This is a genomic window from Hominiventricola aquisgranensis (assembly GCF_040096225.1).
GTDB classification, from domain to species: domain Bacteria; phylum Bacillota; class Clostridia; order Lachnospirales; family Lachnospiraceae; genus Hominiventricola; species Hominiventricola aquisgranensis.
Genome location: NZ_JBBMFC010000007.1, coordinates 106,450 through 129,248, shown reverse-complemented (window position 1 = coordinate 129,248; position 22,799 = coordinate 106,450). Strand labels below are relative to the sequence as shown.

10 protein-coding genes and 1 pseudogene are annotated in these 22,799 nt (G+C 42.1%); all 11 read left to right on the top strand.

Going from position 1 to position 22,799, the window contains the following annotated elements; all coding sequences use genetic code 11:
• Positions 1–270, top strand: a pseudogene (locus WMO62_RS05660) (CD1107 family mobile element protein); the annotation flags it as partial.
• A 4-nt stretch (positions 271–274) separates the two neighbouring features.
• Positions 275–835, top strand: a complete 561-nt coding sequence (locus WMO62_RS05655) for an MT-A70 family methyltransferase (RefSeq protein ID WP_118576006.1) — start codon at positions 275–277, stop codon at positions 833–835.
• The gene (locus tag WMO62_RS05650; protein WP_227589485.1) at positions 832–2,907 is read left to right on the top strand and encodes a DNA topoisomerase 3; all 2,076 of its coding nucleotides are present in this window, start codon (positions 832–834) and stop codon (positions 2,905–2,907) included. Before WMO62_RS05655 ends, WMO62_RS05650 begins: the two co-directional genes overlap by 4 nt.
• A 69-nt stretch (positions 2,908–2,976) precedes the next feature.
• Positions 2,977–9,270 (top strand): SpaA isopeptide-forming pilin-related protein, encoded by a 6,294-nt coding sequence (locus WMO62_RS05645; RefSeq protein WP_227589484.1) that lies wholly within the window; start codon positions 2,977–2,979, stop codon positions 9,268–9,270.
• A gap of 88 nt (positions 9,271–9,358) precedes the next feature.
• Positions 9,359–9,499 (top strand): hypothetical protein, encoded by a 141-nt coding sequence (locus tag WMO62_RS05640; RefSeq protein ID WP_166460071.1) that lies wholly within the window; start codon positions 9,359–9,361, stop codon positions 9,497–9,499.
• A 6-nt stretch (positions 9,500–9,505) separates the two neighbouring features.
• On the top strand, positions 9,506–10,594 hold the full coding sequence (locus tag WMO62_RS05635) for a DUF5688 family protein (RefSeq protein ID WP_118018855.1): 1,089 nt from the start codon (positions 9,506–9,508) through the stop codon (positions 10,592–10,594).
• 68 nt (positions 10,595–10,662) lie between these two features.
• A complete protein-coding gene (locus WMO62_RS15885; RefSeq protein WP_349144057.1) occupies positions 10,663–18,345 on the top strand; it encodes a helicase-like domain-containing protein in 7,683 nt (2,560 codons plus the stop codon).
• 80 nt (positions 18,346–18,425) lie between these two features.
• A complete protein-coding gene (locus WMO62_RS05625) occupies positions 18,426–21,185 on the top strand; it encodes a YodL domain-containing protein (RefSeq protein ID WP_227589481.1) in 2,760 nt (919 codons plus the stop codon).
• Positions 21,186–21,212: 27 nt separating this feature from the next.
• Positions 21,213–21,419, top strand: coding sequence for a PIN domain-containing protein (locus WMO62_RS05620; RefSeq protein WP_024728263.1), 207 nt, complete (start codon positions 21,213–21,215; stop codon positions 21,417–21,419).
• A gap of 284 nt (positions 21,420–21,703) precedes the next feature.
• The gene (locus WMO62_RS05615) at positions 21,704–21,943 is read left to right on the top strand and encodes a helix-turn-helix domain-containing protein (protein WP_008688092.1); all 240 of its coding nucleotides are present in this window, start codon (positions 21,704–21,706) and stop codon (positions 21,941–21,943) included.
• 88 nt (positions 21,944–22,031) lie between these two features.
• Entirely contained in the window at positions 22,032–22,769 is a 738-nt protein-coding gene (locus tag WMO62_RS05610; RefSeq protein WP_008688094.1) for a LytR/AlgR family response regulator transcription factor, read from the top strand.
• The last annotated feature ends 30 nt before the right edge of the window (positions 22,770–22,799 follow it).

Genomic DNA, 22,799 nt, shown 5'->3' with positions numbered 1-22,799 from the left:
AGTCCATTTGGAACGTATCTTTTGATTGCACTGGTTGCAGTCGGAGCTGCGGCAGGAGGATATTACTTCAAAGTCTATAAACCAAAGCATGAATATGATGACGAGGATGAGATGGAAGAGGATGAAGATGAATCCGAAGATTCAGAGTCTGAAAAGCGGGAAGTAGACGATGCAGATGAGCAGGAAGAAAGTACAGAACCGGAAATCCTGAGAGATGAAGATTTTGACGATAATGTGCTGGAAGATGAAGAAGAGGAGGAAGGGCGATGATTGAGTGCGGAATAAGAAATATCAGATTATATACGCTGATCCGCCTTGGCAGTATAACAGGAAGGCGGGGCAGGGAATTGCCGCAGACCATTACCCGACCATGAGTTTGCAGGAAATCTGTGATCTTCCAGTTGGAAAATTAGCGGATAAAGATTGTGTTTTATTTCTCTGGGTCACTTTTCCACAGCTGAGAGAAGGATTAAGTGTGATTCAAGCATGGGGATTTCAATACAAGACAGTAGCGTTCGTGTGGGTAAAGAAGAATAAAAAGGCAGATACTTTGTTTCTTGGTCTGGGACACTGGACAAGGAGCAATGCTGAAATTTGTTTGCTTGCAACGAAAGGGTCTGTTCATAGGAAATCAGCATATGTTCGACAGATTATTTTATCACACATTGAAAGACACAGTAAAAAACCAGATGTGGCAAGAGATAGAATTGTTGAGCTTATTGGTGATGTACCGAGAATAGAATTATTTGCACGACAGACAACACCTGGGTGGGATGTCTGGGGAAATGAAATACAGTCAGATATAGAAATGAAAAGTGAGGAAGAAATAGAATGAAAGCATTAGTGATTGCAGAAAAGCCATCGGTTGCGATGGCACTGGCTTCCGTGCTTGGAGCCAGAACAAGAAAAGATGGCTACGTGGAGGGAAACGGTTATATCGTTTCCTGGTGCGTAGGACATCTGGTGGGATTATGCGATGCATCGGAATACGATGAAAAATATAAAAAATGGAGATATGAAGATCTGCCGATTGTGCCGGAATGTTGGAAACACAAGATTTTGGAGGGTACAAAGAAGCAGTTTGGAATCTTAAAGAAACTGATGAGAGATTCCGAAGTGAATGAAGTAATCTGTGCAACTGATGCAGGACGTGAAGGTGAGTTAATCTTTCGTTTGGTGTATGAGCAGGCAGGATGCAAAAAGCCGATGAAGCGGCTCTGGATTTCTTCCATGGAAGAACAGGCAATTAAAGATGGATTTGCGTCATTAAAAGACGGTTCGTGTTATGACAGTCTCTATCAGTCAGCACTTTGCAGGGCAAAGGCAGACTGGCTGGTGGGAATCAATGCGAGCCGTCTTTTTTCCGTTCTGTATAACCAGAATCTGAAAGTCGGAAGAGTGCAGACACCAACACTTGCCATGATCGTGGATCGAAATCAGAAGATCAAGGAATTTACCAAAGAAAAATATTATATGGCTCATATCAAGTTTGATGATATGGATGCGGTTACAGAGCATTTTCAGAAAAAAGAGGATGCAGATAAAGTGGCTGCGGACTGCCTGGAGCGGATGTGCGAAGTGGAAAAGGATGATGTGAAAGAGAAGACGGTACGCCCTCCAAAACTCTATGATCTGACCACTCTTCAGAGGGAAGCAAACAGAATGTTTGGCTATACCGCACAGCAGACATTGGATGCCGTGCAGGAGATGTATGAGCAGAAGCTTGTCACTTATCCGAGAACAGACAGCCAGTATCTGACAGATGAGATGGAAGAAAGCACAGAAACTCTGATTCAGATGTTACTTGGGAAAATGCCTTATGTTGAAGGTCTGGAATATCAGCCAGACGTGAGTAAGGTATTAAATTCAAAGAAAGTATCTGATCACCATGCGATTATCCCGACTATGGAAGTAGCCAAAGCAGATATTGGTGAACTGAAAGAACGAAACCGTAAGATTTTGTATCTGATCAGTGCCAGGGTACTGACGGCAACCGCAGATCCTTATATTTATGAGAGCCATAAATGTCAGATTACCTGTAATTATCATACGTTTTATCTCACGGCAAAGAAAACAAAGCAGGAAGGATTCAAGGCGATCGAAAATAAATGGAAACAGTTCTTTGGCGTAAAGATTGAGAAAGAAGAGCCGGAGCTGGATATCTGGGCAGGCAAGCATTACGGTCCTTGTGATTCTTTTGTATCGGAGCATTTTACACAGCCACCGAAACAATACACAGAAGATACCCTGCTTTCTGCAATGGAACGTGCAGGGAATGAAGAACTGACCGGAGATACAGAAAAGAAAGGACTTGGCACACCGGCAACAAGGGCAGCAATCATTGAAAAACTGATTCAGTCTGGTTTTGTGAAAAGGGAAAAGAAAAATTTGGTACCGACAGATGATGGCAATGTACTGATTACGGTTCTGCCGGATGAGATTAAATCTCCGAAGATGACAGCAGAGTGGGAAATGGCATTGAATCACATTGCCCAGAATACAGAGACCGCAGATGAATTTCTAAATGGGATTACAGAGCTGATGCAGGAACTGGTTGCCAGATATCAGGGTATTTCAGAAGAAAAGAAAGGGCAGTTTCAGGGAAAAGCAAAAGGAGAAGTCATTGGCAAATGTCCCCGCTGTGGAGCAGATGTCAGGGAAGGAAAAGTAAACTTTTACTGTTCTGACCGGAACTGTGCTTTTACCTTGTGGAAGAATGATAAATTCCTTGCAAGCCAGGGGAAAAAGATGGATAAGGCGGCAGCAAAGAAGTTCCTGGCTAAAGGAAAAATCCATTATAAGGATCTGGTATCCAAAAAAACAGGGCGACAGTATGAAGCAACTGTGGAAATGGTTGATCCCGGCGAGGGGAATGTGCAGTTCAATCTGATTTTCCCACAACGATAAGTAGTGTATTGCAGGCAGTCTAAGGACTGTCTGTTTTCATACAAATATTATGAAAGAGAGGACCTTAGCATGAAGAAAAAAGGTAATTTTAGGAAAGTAGTATCTGGATTGCTGGCAGGCATGACAATGCTTAGTACAGTGTTATCTCCGATGACTGCATATGCAGCGGAGATTCAGCCAGAGAAAAAACCTCCACTTTATGAGGAAGTGAAAGACCTTCTGGATGAAGATGAGGTGGTGACTGCCAAAGATTATGAAATCGAAACAGGCAGTGTATTTGATGTGAAATCAGACTACACAGGACTGGAAATCAAGGATGATAACAAGGTCAAAGTCACATTTGAGGAAGCAAAGAACAAAAAGAATGAGGATTTTACGACAGATCATGCGGACACTTACAAAGCGGTCTATTATGTGGAACCGGTAAATCAGGAGCATCCGAAGTACCAGATCAGCCGAAAACTGATTGTGCGTGAGAAAGAAACAGAAGTACAGACAGAGGCGGCAGGGAGTGAAGCAGTGACTGAATCCGAAACAGCTGGCAGTGAACAGCAGACAGAAGAAGCGGAGGATTCAGAAGCAGAATCGGAGATTACCGATATTGACGCTGATGAATTTGATGATTTGGTAGAGCAGGCACAGAATCAGGATACCTATGATGAAGAATCAGGGTTAGAGCTTCATGATGTTTTGGAACAGGCAGGAGACGAAGGTGTGGATCTTGATGCTATGGAAGAGGGAGAGATTGCAACATTTGAAGCAGTTTCGGCTTATTCAGCAAGAAGCACACAGCAGGTAACAATCGAAAAAGGACCTCTGTATAGATATGCAGATTATAATCTTGGAACCTATCTGACAGAGCCGTACTATATCAGCTACGGAAGCGTCAGAGCAACTGCGTATTGTGTACAGCCGGCAAAACCAGGACCAGGATCTGGAAATTATACAATCACAAAGATTGGAGACAATCAGGCGTTAGCAAAAGTGTGTTATTACGGTACAGACGCCGCAGGAAGTGAAAGCTTTTTTGCGAATAAACACACGGATTTTTCAGAAGGAAAAAGATTCATCATTATTCACATGGCTGCATCATATGCCAACGGAAGTAGTGATGCATTTTACGGAACAAATGCTACAGGTGAGGCTTTGGCAAAAGAACTCTATAATTATTGTGTGAATAAGCCGGAAATACCAGATGTAGCGATGTCATTTTCAAAGCCGGATGTAAAAGCTTATGTAGATGGAAATGTTCAGAGAACGGAGAACATTCAGTTCAACGCATCTTCCCAGCAGAAAATCACAATGGACTTACCAAAAGGAGTAAAGCTCCATAATGTATCTACTGGAAATGTAAGTGCGGCAGGTGCAAGCGTAACAATTGGAGGAGGAACCACGTTTTATCTTTCAGCGCCTCTGACACAGACAAAAGATGTAAGTGCTACTTTTTCTGCAAAGATGAAGGGAAGTATTACAAAAGATTATTCAGCATATAAACTGACTACGAATGCAAGTGTTCAGGACCTGGCATTTGTGTTTGGAGAAGGTGTCGCTGATGAAAAATATGTAAGCTTAAAGGTGTCCTGGATTGAACAGGCTACGATCGAAATCGTAAAGAAAGACGATACAGCTGATGTCAATCTTGCAGGTGCAGTATTCGGTGTATACAGCGATGAGGCTTGTACAAAGCTGCTCACTCAGATGCCGGCAACAGATAAGAATGGAAAATCCTCTGTTACGATTATCAAGACACAGGATACCGTTTATCTGAAAGAAATCACAGCACCACAGGGGTATGTAGTAAATGCAACGGCAACAAATGTAAAACTGGTAGCAAGTAAGACTTCATCGGTAACCGTGGAAAATAAGGAGCAGCTGGCAGAGCTTACCATTTATAAAGAAGGACAGGTTCTTACCGGAGCAGATGTCAGTGAAAATGGAACGGTATTTCAGTATGAAAACCGCAGACAGAAAAATGCAGTATATAACGTGTATGCCGGAGCTGATATTGTAACTGCTTATGGCACAAAAGTGTACAGCAAAGGTGATCTTGTAAAAGAAAATCTGACAACAGGTGAGAATGGTTCTGTCACACTGAAGAACCTGCATCTTGGAAACTATGTGGTGAAAGAAGAAAAAGCGCCGGACAATTTCTATAACGGCAGTGAAGAAAAGTCAGTGACTCTAACTTATGCTGGTCAGAATAAAGAAGTTGTATTTGCAGATGTGACTTTTAACAACGAGAGACAGAAAGCAGATGTTTCCGTAGTAAAACAGGATAAAGACACCAAGAAACCACTGAAAGGCGCTATTTTTGCTCTGTATGCATCCGATGATATCAGAAATGCAGACGGAACCGTTGTTGTGAAAAAAGGAACGCTGATTGAGAAAGCAACTACTGGTGCAGACGGAACTGCCAAATTCACAGCAGACCTGCCGATTGGATACTCCTATTCTGTAAAAGAAGATCAGGCACCGGAAGGCTATGTAAGAAATACAGAAGATGTGTATACGTTCAAGTTTTCTTACACTAATGATAAAGAAGCAACCGTATCTTTTGCCCATACTTTCAGCAATGACCGTGTGACAGCAAAGATCAATCTTTATAAAGTGGATAAAGAGACAGGAAAAGCAGTACCGCAGGGAGATGCCACATTGAAAAGTGCAGTTTATGGACTGTATGCCCGTGAAGATATCGTGCATCCGGACGGAGCAACCGGAACTATTTATAAAGCAGGAGAACAGGTAGCTTCTCTTACAACAGATGACAAAGGACAGGCTTCTGTAAATGGCTTGTATCTTGGCAAATATTATATCAAAGAGATTACACCGCCGACCGGATACCTGGCAGATACAGAAGAGCATGATCTTACGTGTAGTTATGAAGGAGATATGACAGCAGAAGTAAAAAGAGAGTGCACTTCCAGTGAGCAGGTCATCAAGCAGCCATTTCAGATCATCAAAGCAGCCAACAATGGAAAGACCGATGCAGATCTGTTATCCGGAGCGGGATTCACAGTTTATCTGAAATCTTCCCTTACAAAGAAAGCAGATGGAAGCTACGACTTTGATTCTGCAAAACCTGTAGTGAGTGGAGAAAATGGAGCAACTGAGATTTTCACAGATGAAAAAGGTTATGCCTGCAGTATTCCATTATCATTTGGAAGCTATATCGTGCGTGAGACAACAACACCGCACAATTACAAGCCAGTTGATGATTTTGAAGTGAATATCACAGAGCATCATCCAAATGAGCCACAGATCTGGCGAGTGCTTCTGGATGAAGAGTTTAAGGCAAAACTGAAAATCGTGAAAAAAGACGATGAAACAAAGAAATCCGTCCTGATTGCAGGAACAGAATTTAAGGTATATGACCTGGATAATAAAAAGTATGTGGAACAGGTAACAACTTACCCAGTGACAACAACCCATAAGTCCTATTTTACGGACAGTCAGGGGTATCTGATCATGCCGAAGAATCTGAAGATCGGACATTACCGGATTGAGGAAGTCAACGCACCGGAAGGGTACACAATCAACAAGAATTATGTAGAGATTGCAGTGGATGCAAACACAGCATACCAGATGGATTCTGAAAGCGGAGATGCCATTATTACGGTAGATTACGAGAACCATCCGGTAAAAGGAAAGCTGACGATCTATAAAAAAGGTGAGATGCTGACCGGATTCAAGAAGGATTTTGTTTATGAAGAAAGATACCTGAAGGGTGCAGAATTTAATGTCTATGCAGCTGAAAATATTTATACACCGGATTACCAGAAAGATGAAAACAGAAACAGACAGCTGATCTATGCAAAAGATGCACTGGTAACAACGGTAACGACTGGGGAAGACGGAAAAGCAGTTGCTGATAACCTGCCGCTTGGTTCTTACTATGTGGTAGAAGAGACTGCACCGGAAGGATTTGTCCTGAACCATGACAGATCAGAAGTCGCATTTGTCTATGCCAATCAGGATACACCGGTGATTGAACAAGAAGTGACTGTTGGCGATGACCGACAGAAAGTTGCGATTCAGGTAGAAAAACAGGATGCAGAAAATGGTGCAACCGTAGCAGGAGCTGTCTTTGGTATCTATAACAAAGCGGATATCAAGGCAGATGGAAAAGTAATCGTGAAAGTAGACACACTCTTACAGGAAATGACCTCTGATAATAATGGTCTTGCAGTATGTACGCTGGATCTGCCACTTGGACAGTATTATGTGAAAGAGTTAAAAGCACCGGCTGGATTTGTGTCCTCTGATGAAGTTCTGAATCTGAATGCTTCTTACCAGGGACAGGATGTGAAGACAGTAAAACTGAAAACAGTGAAAAAGAACCAGCCAACAACAGTAGAAATTACGAAATCTGATGTAACAACAGGTGTGGAACTGGATGGGGCAAAACTCACCGTTTTTGATAAAGAAGGAAATGTTGTGGATCAGTGGACTTCTGTAAAAGATCAGCCACATGTGATCAAACGACTGACAGTTGGTGAGGAATATACCCTTCGTGAGGAAATGGCACCTTATGGTTATCTGAAAGCAATGGATGTGAAGTTCACGCTGGAAGATACCGAAGAGATTCAGAAAGTAGAGATGAAAGATGAAGTACCGACAGGACTTCTGATCATCAACAAAAATGGAGAGTTTTTGGATAAAGTGACACTTCTGGACAATGTAAAAGGTACTGTGGAGCATCTCTTTGAATATGTAACTGGAAGTCTTACAGATGTAACTTTCGATGTATTTGCTGCGGAAGATATCAAAGCGGCAGATGGTGTCAGCGAAGATTATTTTAAAGCAGATGAAAAAGTGGGAACCATTACCACAGATTCTAATGGTATTGCACAGATGGGAGATCTCCCGGCTGGCAAGTACTATGTGAAGGAAGTAAAAACAGCCCATGGTTATGTGCTGGACAAAGAGCCGAGATATGTTGACCTTTCCTATCGTGATCAGGATACACCAGTTATCACTTATGATGAGAAATGGCAGAATGCCCGTCAGAAAGTAAAGGTTACGGTTCTGAAGAAAGAAAAAGATACAGAACGTGTTCTTGCAGGTGGTGTCTTCGGTCTTTATACCAGTGAAGATATCAAAAATGCAAAGGGTGAGGTACTCCTTGAGAAGGAAAGTCTGATCGAGCAGCGAGTAACGGATGAAAAAGGACAGATTACTTTTACGGCAGATCTTCCGATAGACGGAAAATACTATGTGAAAGAGATCTTTGCACCGGACGGATTTGTTACAACAGATGAAGTACAGGAGTTTACCTTTGAATATGCCGGAGAAGACCAGGCAGAAGTAAGCTACGACTTTACTTTTGAAAATCAGCCAACCACAGTGGAGCTGTCCAAAACAGACCTGACAACAGGTAAAGAACTTCCAGGTGCACACCTGAAAGTAACGGATTCAGATGGCAATACAGTAGATGAATGGACTTCTACGGAAGAATCCCATGTGATCAAAGAACTGGTTGTTGGTAAGAAATACACCATGACAGAGACAAAACCGGCAGATGGATATGTTACTGCAGAAAGTATTACCTTTACAGTAGAGAATACAGCAGAGGTTCAGAAGCATGATATGAAAGATGATGTGACAAAAGTAGAGATCAGTAAGACGGATATCACAGGAGAAACTGAGATTCCGGGTGCGAAACTGACGATTCTCGATAAGGATGATCAGGTAGTAGAGAGCTGGACTTCCACAGAGGAAGCACACTATATCGAAAAACTGCCAATCGGTAAATATACCTTACGTGAAGAGCAGGCACCGAAAGGATATCTTCTGACAGCCGATGTGACGTTTGAGGTGAAAGACACCGGAGAAATCCAGAAAGTGGCTATGAAAGATGATACTGCCAAGGGAAAAGTGATTCTCAATAAGACAGATAAATCGTCAGGAGAACCACTGAAAGGGGTAGAATTTGAACTCCGTGACAGTAAGGGAAAAGTTCTGGAAACCTTAAAGACAGATGCTGCAGGTCATGCGGAAAGTAAGCTGTATGAGATTGCCACATTTAAGAACGGCAAATATGATGCGGCGATCAAGTATTATCTGGTGGAAACAAAGACACTGGACGGATACACACTGGATCAGAGCAAGCATGAAGTGACGTTTGCCTATGCAGATGACAGTACACCGGTCGTGGAAGTCACTTTCAATCTGACAAACGAGAAACCGGAAGTTCCAGAAACACCGAACACACCGGATACACCACAGTCCCATGAAGAGACAAAGATATCAAATGCACCGAAAACAGGTGACAGCACGAATATCTGGCTGCCGATCCTACTTCTTGTAACTTCCACAGGAGGTATGGCAGGACTTTATATCAGCAGAAAAAGGAAAAGCAAATAAGGAAACCAAAATCAATGGTTATGATTGGGAGCTTCTATGTGAGGCTCCCTTTTTCATACAAAAAAATCACAGAAAGGAATAGAAAACTATGATGAAAGCAATGGAAAAAAGACAGGAAGCACGAAAAAACCAGGAGAAAACTTTAAAGAGAATGATGGCTTATCAGAAGAAAGCCGAGCAGATGATCAGCAGAAAAAGAATGAACCATCACATGATCAGAAAGGGGTAAAAGCGTATGATGAACAGAAAAGAATTTTATGAATATGTCAAAGACAATGTAAAGGAGTATCTGCCAGAGTCTTACAAGGACGCAGAAATTAAACTGCAGGAAGTAGAAAAAAACAACGGGTTGAAGTTGACAGGTATTACGATTCCAAACGGAGATCAGAGAATCGTACCGACAGTCTATCTGGATTCCCTCTACCAGGAATATATCCATGGAAAAGATGTAGACTCTTGTGTTGGCGATGTGGCTGATATGCGTATTGAGGCACAGGGAAAAGCAGAATTTTTTGATATGGGAGTTACGGATATTCTGGATTATGAAAAGATGAAGGACAAATTACAGATGAGAATTTGTGATAAGGAATGGAATACCGATCTTCTTGCAGATAAAGTAGTCACAGAACACGGAGATTTTGCAGCTTATTATGCAGTAAATCTGGAGGAAAATGGAGAAGGGATCAGCAGTATTCCGGTAACTGTTTCTCTGATGAACGAGTGGGGAGTATCTGCCGAACAGATTCAAGCGGATGCGATGGTGGCAGACCGAAAACGTGGTGTCACACTTATGGATATGAATGAGATTATCAAATCTATGATTTTTGGTGAAGAACCAGAAAACCTGCTGAATGAAAAAATGGATATGGAAGCCATGGAAAACCCAATGTTCTGTCTGACAAACAAAGCTAAGATGAATGGAGCTTCCCTGTTACTGCAGGAAGATATTCGTAAACAGATTGGGGAATGCCTGGGAAGTGATTACTTTGTCATCCCATCTTCCATTCATGAAGTGCTGATTCTTCCTGATAACGGCATTTTTCAGGTTCCGGAATTAAATGCGATGGTACAGGAAGTCAATGAGACAAAGGTGGAGAGACAGGAGCAGCTTTCCGATAAAGTTCAGTTTTGTGATGGGAAAACGGCAGTTATGGAAAATGCTGAGCGTAGGGAAGCTCGTTTGGAGAAAGAAAAAGCAGCCGAAAAAGCGGAAGTAAAAGGTGGAATCCATGGAAGACTGGAGAAAGCTAAGGCAGAAATCAAGGCAAAAGAGGGAGACAAAGTGCCAAAGAATAAGTCAAAAGAGCTTGCCACAGCATTATAAAGAGTAACAACGATGATTTTAAGGGGACTGTGCTAAGCAGTCCCTGATTTTATGAAAAGGAGTAGCGCATGGCAAATAAATTATATGCAATGGAACAGCTGACGGAAGAGGTGGCAAAAGATGTAGCTGCCAGTCCGCAGGAATGGATGCGGTTCCTAAACACTGCATCCAGACTGTACAAATACACTTTTCCAGAACAGCTTTTAATTTATGCACAGCGACCGGAAGCAACTGCCGTAGCATCCATGGAAATCTGGAATCAGAAGATGTACCGCTGGATCAAAAAGGGATCCAAAGGGATTGCCTTGATTGACAATACTTCCGGACCGAAAACGAAACTTCGGTATGTATTTGATGTGCAGGACACTTATAAAGTGCGGAATCTTGGAAAGGATCCTCAGTTATGGAATCTTCCGGTGGAAGGAGAACAGCTGGTGGCAGATTATCTGCAGGAGCAGTTATCACTGGAAGATACAGAAGGAGGACTTGCTGAAAGTCTGCATCAGGCAGCGAAGGAGAGTATGCAAGAATGGCTTCCAGATGCATTGGAAGAACTGAGACTGGACGTAACAGGGACATTTCTGGAAGAACTGGACGAACAGAATCAGGAAGTCGAATTTCGGGAACTGATGACCAATAGTGTCTGGTATGTATTACTAAACCGGTGTGGACTGGATGCACAGGAATATCTGGATGCAGAGGATTTTCGGCATATTACGGACTTTAATCAGCTGATAGTATTAGGACATCTGGGAAGTGCAGTCAACGAGATCAGCAGACCAGTCCTGATGCAGATTGGACGATATGTGCTGAATAATCTGGAAAATGACCTGAAAACGGTTGCAAAAGAAAAAGAAGTAGTCTATAATGAATTTAACACGTTAATTCGTGAAAGTAATACAGATAACACAGAAGATAGAGAAGAAAAAAAGGAGGAAACAGACTATGAGAGAGATCAGTTACAGCCAGAACGGAGAGTATCAGATTCCAGATATCAGCCTGGAAGAGACGAGAGGAACCATCGGCAAGTACGGAATGATGCGGAAAGAGTATCTGAGAAATCACAAGGTAGCCAGGTTCAACATTCTGACACTGCAGAACCGTCTGGACAGTCATCTGATGGAGATCGACAGCCAGGCAAGACAGAGAGTAGACGACCTGATGAACGAACTTCTGGAGAAAGATCCGGCACCGGACAAGATGGCAGACACAATGGCATGGACCAGACACATGAACCAGATCAAGGCACAGGCAGAGGAGCTGGTGATTCAGGAGATTATTTACAGTTAAGTCTGTTCCCAACAGAAGAGGAACAGTTAGGAGAAATAAGGAAAGCGGCAGCTGCATTGGAACAGCCAGCCGCTTTTCTTATTTCCGATGAAGTGGTAAATGATATTCTCCGCACGGGAAGCGGACAGAAAAATACACTGTTTCATATTACAGCAAGACTGATTGAAGGTCTGGATAATGAAGAAATGCGGAGTTTTCTGAAAGATGAATATGGAACTGGTGGCAAAGGATTTACCATAGATGGTCAGAAAATCAGTATCTGGTATGACAATGATGGTATCCGTATCCGGCGAGGGGACTCTGCCAGAAGAAACTTTGACCGCATGGTTACGTGGGAAGAAGCAGCGAACAGAATTCGGGATATGTATGAGGATGGAAATTACGTGGATAATTTGATTTCCAATAATGCCATTGAACAGGAGCAGGAAGAAATGACCAATCTTCTTGCACTTCATTTTCGGGATACTTGCAGAAACTGGGAAAAGAAACAATCATATTCAGACTGGCAGGATGTAGTGAGTGGAGCATGGACAGATCAAGAGGAAGCAGATGCGATTGTCTATCGTTTTGAATGGCTGCAGAAATATATGGATGAGAATCCGGGAGATTATCACCGCTGGGAGATTCAGCATAATCCGGAATATTTCCAACGCTTTCAGGATCTTCAGAGGGAGCGTTCCTGGGTAGACCAGAAATTTACGGTCGAACGTCCGGCACTATCCTTTATCACACAGGATGAAATTGACGCAGTGTTAAGAAGAGGCGGCATTACTGCAGGAGGACGTAACCGAATCTATGAGTATTTCATGGAACATCATGATATGAAAGATGCAGCTGAGTTCCTGAAAAATGAGTATGGAACAGGTGGTTCCTCACCCGGAATACCAGGAGCAGATGCTTCCGACGCATCCCATGATGCAAAAGGATTAAAACTTGCAAAAGGGAAAATTGGCAGTCCAGAGGTAGAAGTTTTATTAAAGTGGAACAAGGTTGCAGAACGTGTTCGCCAGTTAATCCGCACAGATGATTATTTGTCACCGGAAGAAATGGAAAAGTACGAAGAACGACAGGAAGCACAAAGACTGGCAGACCTGGAAGAAGCACAGCAGATGTTAGGAGAACAGCTGGAACAGGATACTTTTACAGCGGAAGATATAACGGATCTGCGACTAGTTGATTCAGAATATATGTCCGGTACCAGAACAAAAATCTATGATTTTGCTTGCAAAGTTAAGGGAGAAGAGAATCGACTTCAATACACATTAGAATATCATGATGATGGAGAAGGTTTCACGATTCATACGGAAAAAGATGATATTTGGGAGCGAATGTCAACACAAGAATTGGAACGTCTGGATGTAAAACTTGGACAAGAAGTACTTTATTATCATTATCACAACAAAACAGTAAATGCGGATACCTTAGATAAATTACGGGAAATCAAGGAAGAAATCATGGAGGAAGAGTCTTCCTATTTTACTGCTATTTCTAAACGTGTGTGGACAGATTATGATAAAAAAGAAAAAGAACTGTCGGGAGAAGTTGAGGTATTGGAAGAAAAAGAATCATTGGAAGAGATTAACGGAATAGCAGAACTGATTCCAGCAACGAACTTCCATATCACAGATGATGAACTTGGACAGGGAACACCGAAGGAGAAATTCCGAGCCAATATTATGGCTATTCAGCTGTTAAAAAAATGTGAGGATGAGAACCGCAATGCGACACCAGAGGAACAGGAAATCTTATCCAGGTACGTCGGCTGGGGAGGTCTTGCAGATGCATTTGATGAGACAAAATCTGCATGGGAGACAGAATATTTGGAATTAAAGACCGTCCTTACACCGGAAGAATATGCTGCAGCCAGAGCTTCCACATTAAATGCTCATTATACACAGCCGATTGTGATTGAAAGTATGTATCAGGTGTTGGAGAATCTGGGATTTACAAAGGGAAATATCCTGGAGCCATCTATGGGAGTCGGGAACTTCTTTGGAAAGCTTCCAGAGAATCTAAACCAGTCCAAACTCTATGGAGTGGAACTGGACAGCATCAGTGGCAGAATTGCTAAACTTCTCTATCCAGATGCCAATATCCAGATCAAAGGCTTTGAGAAGACGGATTATCCCAATGATTTCTTTGACGTGGCAATCGGAAATGTGCCATTCGGTGCATATAAGGTCAATGACCGTCAATATGACCGCTACAATTTTATGATTCATGATTACTTTCTTGCCAAGACTATAGATCAGTTACGTCCAGGTGGTGTAGCTGCGTTGATCACAACAAAGGGAACTATGGACAAGGAATCACCGGAAGTCCGGAAATATTTGGCAGAGCGTGCAGACCTGCTGGGGGCTATCCGACTGCCGAACACAGCTTTTAAGGCAAATGCAGGAACAGAAGTCAGTGCTGATATTTTGTTTTTCCAGAAGCGTGAGAGTTTCACAAAAGAGATGCCAGACTGGGTGAATTTGGAGAGTGATGCAAATGGGATTACCATTAACAAGTATTTTGTTCAGCATCCGGGATTGATTCTTGGTGAGATGAAAGAAGTGTCCGGTCCGTATGGTATGGAAACAACCTGTGCTCCAATGGAAGGAGCTGATCTGGAATTACAGTTACAAGAAGCTGTAAAACACATCAGAGGAAGCATGGTAGCGGCAGTAGATATAGAGGCAGAACTGGATGAGATGCCAGAGAGTATTCCGGCAGATCCGAATGTCCGAAATTACAGCTATACGGTGGTAGATGATCAGGTATATTACCGTGTCAATTCTTTGATGAATCAGGTGAAAATGCCTGCAGCCACTGCAGAACGTGTAAAAGGCATGGTTGCAATCCGTGATACCGTTCGTGAACTGATCGCCATGCAGATGGAAGAATTTGTCACAGACGAAGAAATCCAGAAACAGCAGAAAAAACTGAATCAGGTGTATGATACCTACACAGCAAAGTATGGAGTTATTGGAAGTAATGCTAACAAACGTGCATTTTCTGATGACTCTTCTTATTGTCTGCTGTGTTCCCTGGAAGACTTGAATGAAGATGGAACATTGAAGCGGAAAGCGGACATGTTCACCAAACGAACCATTAAAAAGGCGGTCGCTGTGACAAGTGTGGAGACAGCCACAGAAGCACTTGCTCTGTCCCTAAATGAAAAGGCTCAAGTAGATCTTCCATATATGGCACAGTTGACCGGAAAGACCGAAGAGAAAATCACAGAAGAGCTGGTTGGAGTTATCTTCAAAAATCCACTGACAGACCAGTGGGAAAGCGGAGATGAATATCTGTCTGGAAACGTCAGAGATAAATTAAATACAGCGAGAACTTTTGCAGAGAATCATCCGGAATTCACACCGAATGTGCGTGCATTGGAGGCAGTTCAGCCAAGAGATCTGGAAGCGTCGGAGATTGAAGTGCGTATTGGAGCCACCTGGATTGAACCTTCGGATTATCAGGATTTTATGGTGGAACTGCTTCATACGCCGAGGTATCTTGCACAGAAGGAAATACAGGTAAAATTCTCTGAGGTAAATGGTGAGTGGAGGATTACAGGAAAGAACGCCGACAGTCCAAGAAATGCGTTTGCTTATGCAACGTATGGAACGGAGAGAGCAAATGCCTACCGGATTCTGGAAGATACCTTGAATCTAAAAGATGTTAGAATCTATGATAAAGTCGTAAATGACAATGGGGATGAAGTGCGAGTTTTGAATAAAAAAGAAACTATGTTGGCATCACAAAAGCAGGATGCCTTGAAGGCTGCATTCCAAGATTGGATTTTTAAGGATCAGCAGAGGAGAGAAAGGCTGGTAAGCGTGTACAATGAGCGTTTCAATAGTATCCGTCCCCGTGAATATGATGGTAGTCACTTGAGTTTTCCAGGAATGAATCCGGAAATAGAGCTTCGTCCGCATCAGAAAAATGCAGTCGCACATCAGTTATACGGTGATAATGTGCTTCTGGCACATGTAGTAGGAGCTGGGAAGACTTACGAAATGGTAGCGGCGGCAATGGAGAGCAAACGTCTGGGATTATCACAAAAGAATCTCTTTGTTGTGCCAAACCATTTGACAGAGCAGTGGGGAGCGGAGTTCCTGCAGTTATATCCAGGAGCAAATATTTTGGTAGCAACCAAGAAAGACTTTGAACCGGCAAACCGAAAGAAGTTCTGTGCCAGAATCGCTATGGGAAATTACGATGCTGTTATTATTGGTCATTCCCAGTTTGAGCGTATTCCAATCTCTGATGAGAAACAGGAAGCCATGCTTCAGAGGCAAATTGATAATCTGGAAATGGCAATCCAGAGTGCAAGGTATGAACAGGATGGTGGACGTTATACCGTCAAACAGATTGAAAAGACAAGAAAAACATTGCAGACAAGGCTGGAGAAACTGAATCAGAAAGAGAAAAAAGATCAGGTAGTTACGTTTGAAGAACTGGGAGTGGATCATTTATATGTAGATGAAGCACACAGTTATAAAAACGCATTTCTTTATACAAAAATGAGAAATGTAGCCGGGATTGCACAGAATGAAGCACAGAAGTCGGCGGATATGTTTAATAAATGTCAGTATCTGGATGAGATTACCGGAGGAAAAGGCATTACCTTTGCTACGGGCACACCGATTAGCAACAGCATGACGGAATTATATGTTATGCAGAGGTATCTGCAGAACAGCAAATTACAAAATATGGGACTTGGACTGTTTGATTCCTGGGCCTCCACCTTTGGCGAGGTAGTCACGAGCATTGAGCTTGCACCAGAAGGAACAGGCTACCGTGCAAAGTCAAGATTTGCAAGATTTTATAATATTCCGGAACTGATGAATATGTTTAAGGAGATTGCAGATATCAAGACTTCCGATCAGTTAAAGCTTCCTGTGCCAGAGGCGGAATATGAAACAGTGGTGCTGAAACCAACGGAACAGCAGAAAGAAATCGTAGAAAGTCTGGGGGAACGTGCAGAAGTTGTCAGAAACGGAGGGGTAGATGCTTCGGTTGATAATATGCTGAAAATTACCAATGATGGAAGAAAATTGGCATTGGATCAGCGTTTGGTGAACGAATTATTGCCAGATAATCCAGAAAGCAAAATATCAGTCTGTGCAGAGAAAAGTTATGAGATCTGGAAAGACACGGCAGCACAGAAATCTGCACAATTGATTTTCTGTGACTTGAGCACACCGAAAGGTGATGGCAGTTTCAATGTTTATGATGACTTGAAGCAGAAACTGATAGCGAAAGGTGTACCGGAAAAAGAGATTGCTTTTATTCATGATGCAAATACAGAAGCAAAGAAGACGGAGCTGTTTGGAAAAGTGAAATCCGGGCAGGTTCGTTTTTTGATTGGCTCAACAGCAAAGATGGGTGCCGGGACCAACGTGCAGGACCGTCTGATTGCGTTGCACCATCTGGATATTGGCTGGAAACCATCTGATTTGGAACAGAGGGAAGGGCGTATTATCCGTCAGGGAAATCATAATAAAAAGGTTCATATCTTCCGGTATGTAACTGAATCCACATTTGACAGCTACATGTGGCAGTTGATTGAGAACAAGCAGAAATTCATTTCTCAGATTATGACCAGCAAAGCACCTGTGCGAAGCTGTGAGGATGTGGACGAAGCGGCACTTTCCTATGCAGAGGTCAAAGCTCTTGCAACCGGAAATCCAGCAGTAAAAGAGAAGATGGCATTGGATGTTGATGTGGCAAAATTAAAACTTTTAAAAGCCAACCACATGAATAACCAGTACCGCCTGGAAGATGATATTGCAAGGAATTTTCCACAACAGATTGCAAAACTGACAGAAATCATTGACAGCTACAAGGCAGACATCGCTCATTACTCAGAGCATAAAATCACAGATCCAGAGCAGTTTACTATGGAGATTGGCGGCAAAGAGTTCACAGAAAAGAAAGAGGCAGGAGCAGCACTTCTGGCGGTATGTAAAGATATTAAAGCTGTAGATGCTGCGATGGATATCGGAAACTATCAGGGATTCAATATGAGGATTCAGTTTGATGGATGGAGTAAAGAATTTATTCTATCTGTCAAACATGAGGCTGTCTCGAAAGTTCATCTTGGAGCAGATGCACTTGGAAATATTACTCGTATCAACAATCTGTTGGACAGTTATCCAGAGAAGCTTTCAGAAGCACAACAAAGACTGGAAACAGTATATGAACAGCTTGCAAATGCAAAAGAAGAGGTTGGAAAGCCATTTCCAAAAGAAGAGGAGTTGAACCAGAAACTGGAGCGACTGTCAGAATTAAATGCATTGCTCAATATGGATGAACGGGAAGATGCAGAAACAGAGGTGTCTGAATCAGATGAGAAAGAAGAAAGACCGACACGTGGTTCTATCCATGAAAAACTGCAGATTTATAAAGAAAAGAGTCAGCGGGAAAGTGAAACTGGCAAGGAAAACAGAAAACGGGACTTCGGTCTGGAATAAATAAACAGGAAAGATGGCATAATTTGGTAGAAGAAGGTTCTGCCTGTTATGCCATTTTTTAGAACACAGGAGGAATTTGAATGGCGAGAAATATGATAACAGGAAAAGAAACGCAGAAAATGCAGGAATATACGCAGGAACGGATTGCTCAGGCAGAGCGTAGAGATATAGAATTTTCAACAGATGTAAAAGAACAGATTTTTGAATATGCGAATCTGATCGGCGAGGAAGAGAAAGTTAGGAATTTGGTAAGAAATCTGGCAGATGCAGTGAGTCAGGCAGATCAAGAAGGTGTAGAGGATTTGCTGGATGACGCAAGAATGGATATTCAAGAACTGCTGGATCCAACCATAGGTAAGCTGGAATTACGTGACTATGGATATACAGCAGAAGATATGGTGCCACTTAGAAAAGAAGCAGCCTTGGATTATCACAGAATGGGTTCTAAGATTTATTGCCTTGGAAGTGATGGCAGTAAAGGTGAATATGCGAGTAAAGAAATGATACAGGCACACGACGGTTTGTTTGGAATGGAATTGCAGATGTGGGAACGGATAAAGGATAACAACCTAGATTATGCAGAAGAAAATTTAGGAGCATTTCAGGAGCCTATGAGTGTCATTGAGCAGGAAGAAGCACTGAAATTATACGATGCAGGAGCAGATATCTATCTGATCACTAATTTTTCATCACCGATGTATGTCACAGAACGTATGGAAATTGAACGAGGACCAGAGCATTATCAGATGTCTATGACAGAACTGGAGCGTTTCCGTAACCTGGAATGGGAAATGCAGAAATATCCACAGATTCAGTCATTGAAAGAAGCAAACCTGTTGTTAGGAACAAGAAGGGTATTTGGTATTTATCAGATCCGGGATGATTCACCGGGCGAAAACTATGCTTTTATGAATATGAGTTTTATTGAAAGTCATGGTATGAAGATAAAAAAAGAAGATTACAAGCTGGTCTATGTTGGTGAATTATCAGGAAATATGTCACTGGATGATATTTTTGAAAGGTTCAACATTGATAGACCGGAAGATTTCCGTGGGCATTCCCTGTCTGTCAGTGATATCGTAGTTCTGAATGACGGGGAAAAAGTAACTGCTCATTTTGTAGACAGTATCAGTTTTGAACAGCTAGATTCTTTCCTGAATCTGGAAGAACAGGTCCTTAGTGAACTGGCATATGAGGTAGGAGAACGTTACTTTGCTATTCAGAGAACAGAAGAAGGATATGATTATTCCTTTTACGATGAAGATTTCCGCTTGATGGATGGTGGCGTTTATGAGAATGATGAAATTTCTATTGAAGAAGCGGCGGAGGAACTTTTGGAAGACGAAGGCTGGACTGGAGAACGCATCCGTGGAGATTATGATCGGTTGATGGAGAAAGTAGAAGAAATGGATGAAGTTGTAATGGCAGAGATTCAGAAAAGCCAGGGCGAATATAAGCCATTGGCAAAGGTGGAGGAACTGGAAGAGGCCAATTATAACATGATTGATAATGTACTCAATAATATGCCGCCTAAGAAAGAAGCTTATCTGGAATATTATGCTGCAGAATGTGATGAAATTCATGATATGGGAGCTTATGAGAAAAGCACAGATGTGAAAGAAATCGCAGCAATCTATGAGAAGTACAGAGAAGATCCGGAAAACGCTTATAAAGGCAGTGGAATGGGGATTATTTATCGTGATCCGGAGGATAGCTTGTTTGATGAAACAGAACTGTTAATTGTAATGGGAACAACGATACACGGCGACTTCTTGGATAATGTGCGGTTTTTAAAAGATCAGCCGGTGGTGCGTGAAGGTTTGGAGAAGATTCATAAAGCATTGCCTGATTATAAATATATCCCGATTCAGGATGTGCGTGAGGCAATGTATCCGAAAAAAATGACAACAGAAGAACTGGCAGCAGCATTGGATGAGATTGCGGAAGACTTCGATCCGTATGACTATCGGGACCATGTAGAGCCAGGGCAGGATACCATACAGGAAGTCATGCTGGATCTGCAAAGTGGAAATGTTGGTTCTTATATTTCCTTTCTGAAGGATGTGATTGAAGAAGACTGTGAGCAGTCCGTGTGGGCAGGTGTTTTGCTGGAACGGCTGAAATCCTACGCACCAGATATATCCAAAGAAACAGAGCCGATGGTGTATGTGAATTACTGTGAAAAGCGAGAGCTGATGGAACCACGCTGTCAGAAGCTCTCAGATCTGGATTCCCGTACTGCACAGAAGGATAAGGAATGGTACGCAGACCGTAATCCGAGGACGGATGAGCCGATGGTAACAGCCCAGATGTTTTTTACTATATATTATGCGGAAAAAGGCGATAAAATGATGCAACATTTCAAAGGGAAAATAGATATTGGAACAGGAAATGGCGGTATTTTAAGTCAGCTGAAACTCCAAAATGAACTGAAACTTACGGATGAAAGCTGGATTGGTTATCTGAAAAACAAGGGAAATGAAGAGTTTCAGAAGTGTATGGAAGATCTGACCGATATGCAGAACCATGTGCTGCCATATTTGCAGAGCTTTTGCAGTCTGGAAGAAAAAAGTGTGCAGGAAAAGCAGGAACGGCAGGTTGCAGAAAAGCAGGACAGCAGAGTAGAAGCGTCAAGAGCAGCGAATGTGACAAAAGGGGATAATGACAAAGCTGTGAAAAAGGTAGTTTCGAGTATGCAAACAGAAAAGAATAAAGCAACTACGAAGGCAAAGAAGCCATCTATTCATGAACGACTGGAAATCAATAAGAGAAAAATCCAAGAAAAGCAGGGAAAAGATGAGCTGGAGAGAGGAGCTGATCGGGATGTAAGAACGGTATAAATTTATAGAAAGGCACTTGGCTCCGTTTTGGACATAGCAAAAGTGCTGACAGTGACGAACGAAGATGTGCTGCCTGCTTATTTGCAGAGAGTATCTGATTTTGAAGACTGCCTACTTGCAACTTGTACGAAGGAGAATCAGTGTGATGCGATTGTGACAAGGAATAAAAAGGATTTTCTTTCCTTTTGGATTACACTGCTTTCTCCGGAAGAACTGCTGAATATTTATTCGTAAAAATATGTTTTTACAATCGGCAGCAGAAGGAAAGTTGAATGATAACTCCGATCCAGCATACTGCAAAATATAAAAATTTTATAACAAAGTGGAAAACCCTGCGTAGGATCAGAAATGTTCTCACAGGGTTTCATGTATCTAATAAAATATAGAAATTTAGCGGATTTCTGCTAGAATAAGAAAAACTGTTAAAAAAATATCGTGCATAGATCAAAAAGACTATATATGGGCGACCTTTTAAAGCCGATTTATATAAAATAGAAGAAAAAAAGGTGGTCGATACCGTGGATATAAAAACAGCGGTCATATATCGGTTAAACGATCTGATTAAGCAGAAAGATATCACAGTGAATGAAGCGGCGGTGCGCTCAGGCGTCCCGCCTTCAACACTGAAAAATATTTTGTATGGACAAAGCAGGAATGCTGGCGTAGTTACAATTAAAAAGATATGCGATGGATTGGATATTACAATACAGGAATTTTTTGAAGATCCCATCTTTGCAGATTTGGAACCGGAGTTATAGGAACAGGCAAATAATCTTAGGATTCAGATTCTGCAAGATGGTTTTTTTATGGGAAAGGGTTAGAAGAAACTAACACTGGAGGATGAATATGTGTAAAATAGCAATTTGCGACGATGATAAAGAATACAGGGAGAAAATAAAGACGGTCATAGAAACGGAAGGGATTCTGTCTTCGAATGAGATACGGTTTTATGAATATGAATCAGGAAAAGAATTATTGGAAGATGCGGATATTTTGCATGATCTGATTTTTATGGATATGCGTATGCCTGGATTGGATGGAAATAAAACAGTACTGAAGCTGAGGGAATATAATGAAGCAGCGATATTGGTGTTCTGCTCCGGCTGTTTTGAACCGACTCCTGACAGCATTAATGTTGGACAACCGTTCCGGTACATCATGAAGGATCTGCATGACAGAAGTCTGAAAAAGGAAATACCTATGATTTTATTAAAAGTGAAATTGTGCTGTGGAGATTCTTCCGTGACAGTTACATCGGCGGGAAGGATAATGCGCATCCATACGGAAGACATTTTATATATCTGTCTGGCGAAAAGGGGCTGTACGATATACATTGCCAGACAGGGAAAGATAGAAGAGATGCATTGCAAGGAATCTTTAAGTGATCTGTATGAGTGTCTGGCCGGAAGGGGATTTGAGTATGCACACAACAGCTATATTGTGAATTTGGCAAAAGTGGAAGGATTGGAAAAGAACGTTGCGTTGCTGCCGTTTGGAATCCAGTTGAATGTTTCGAGGTCGAGAAAAGGACAGTTTGCCGACGCACTGATAACATTTCTTGGGGAAAGGAACGGCATGGTATGATAATAAGAGATTATTTGATTTGTCTTCTTC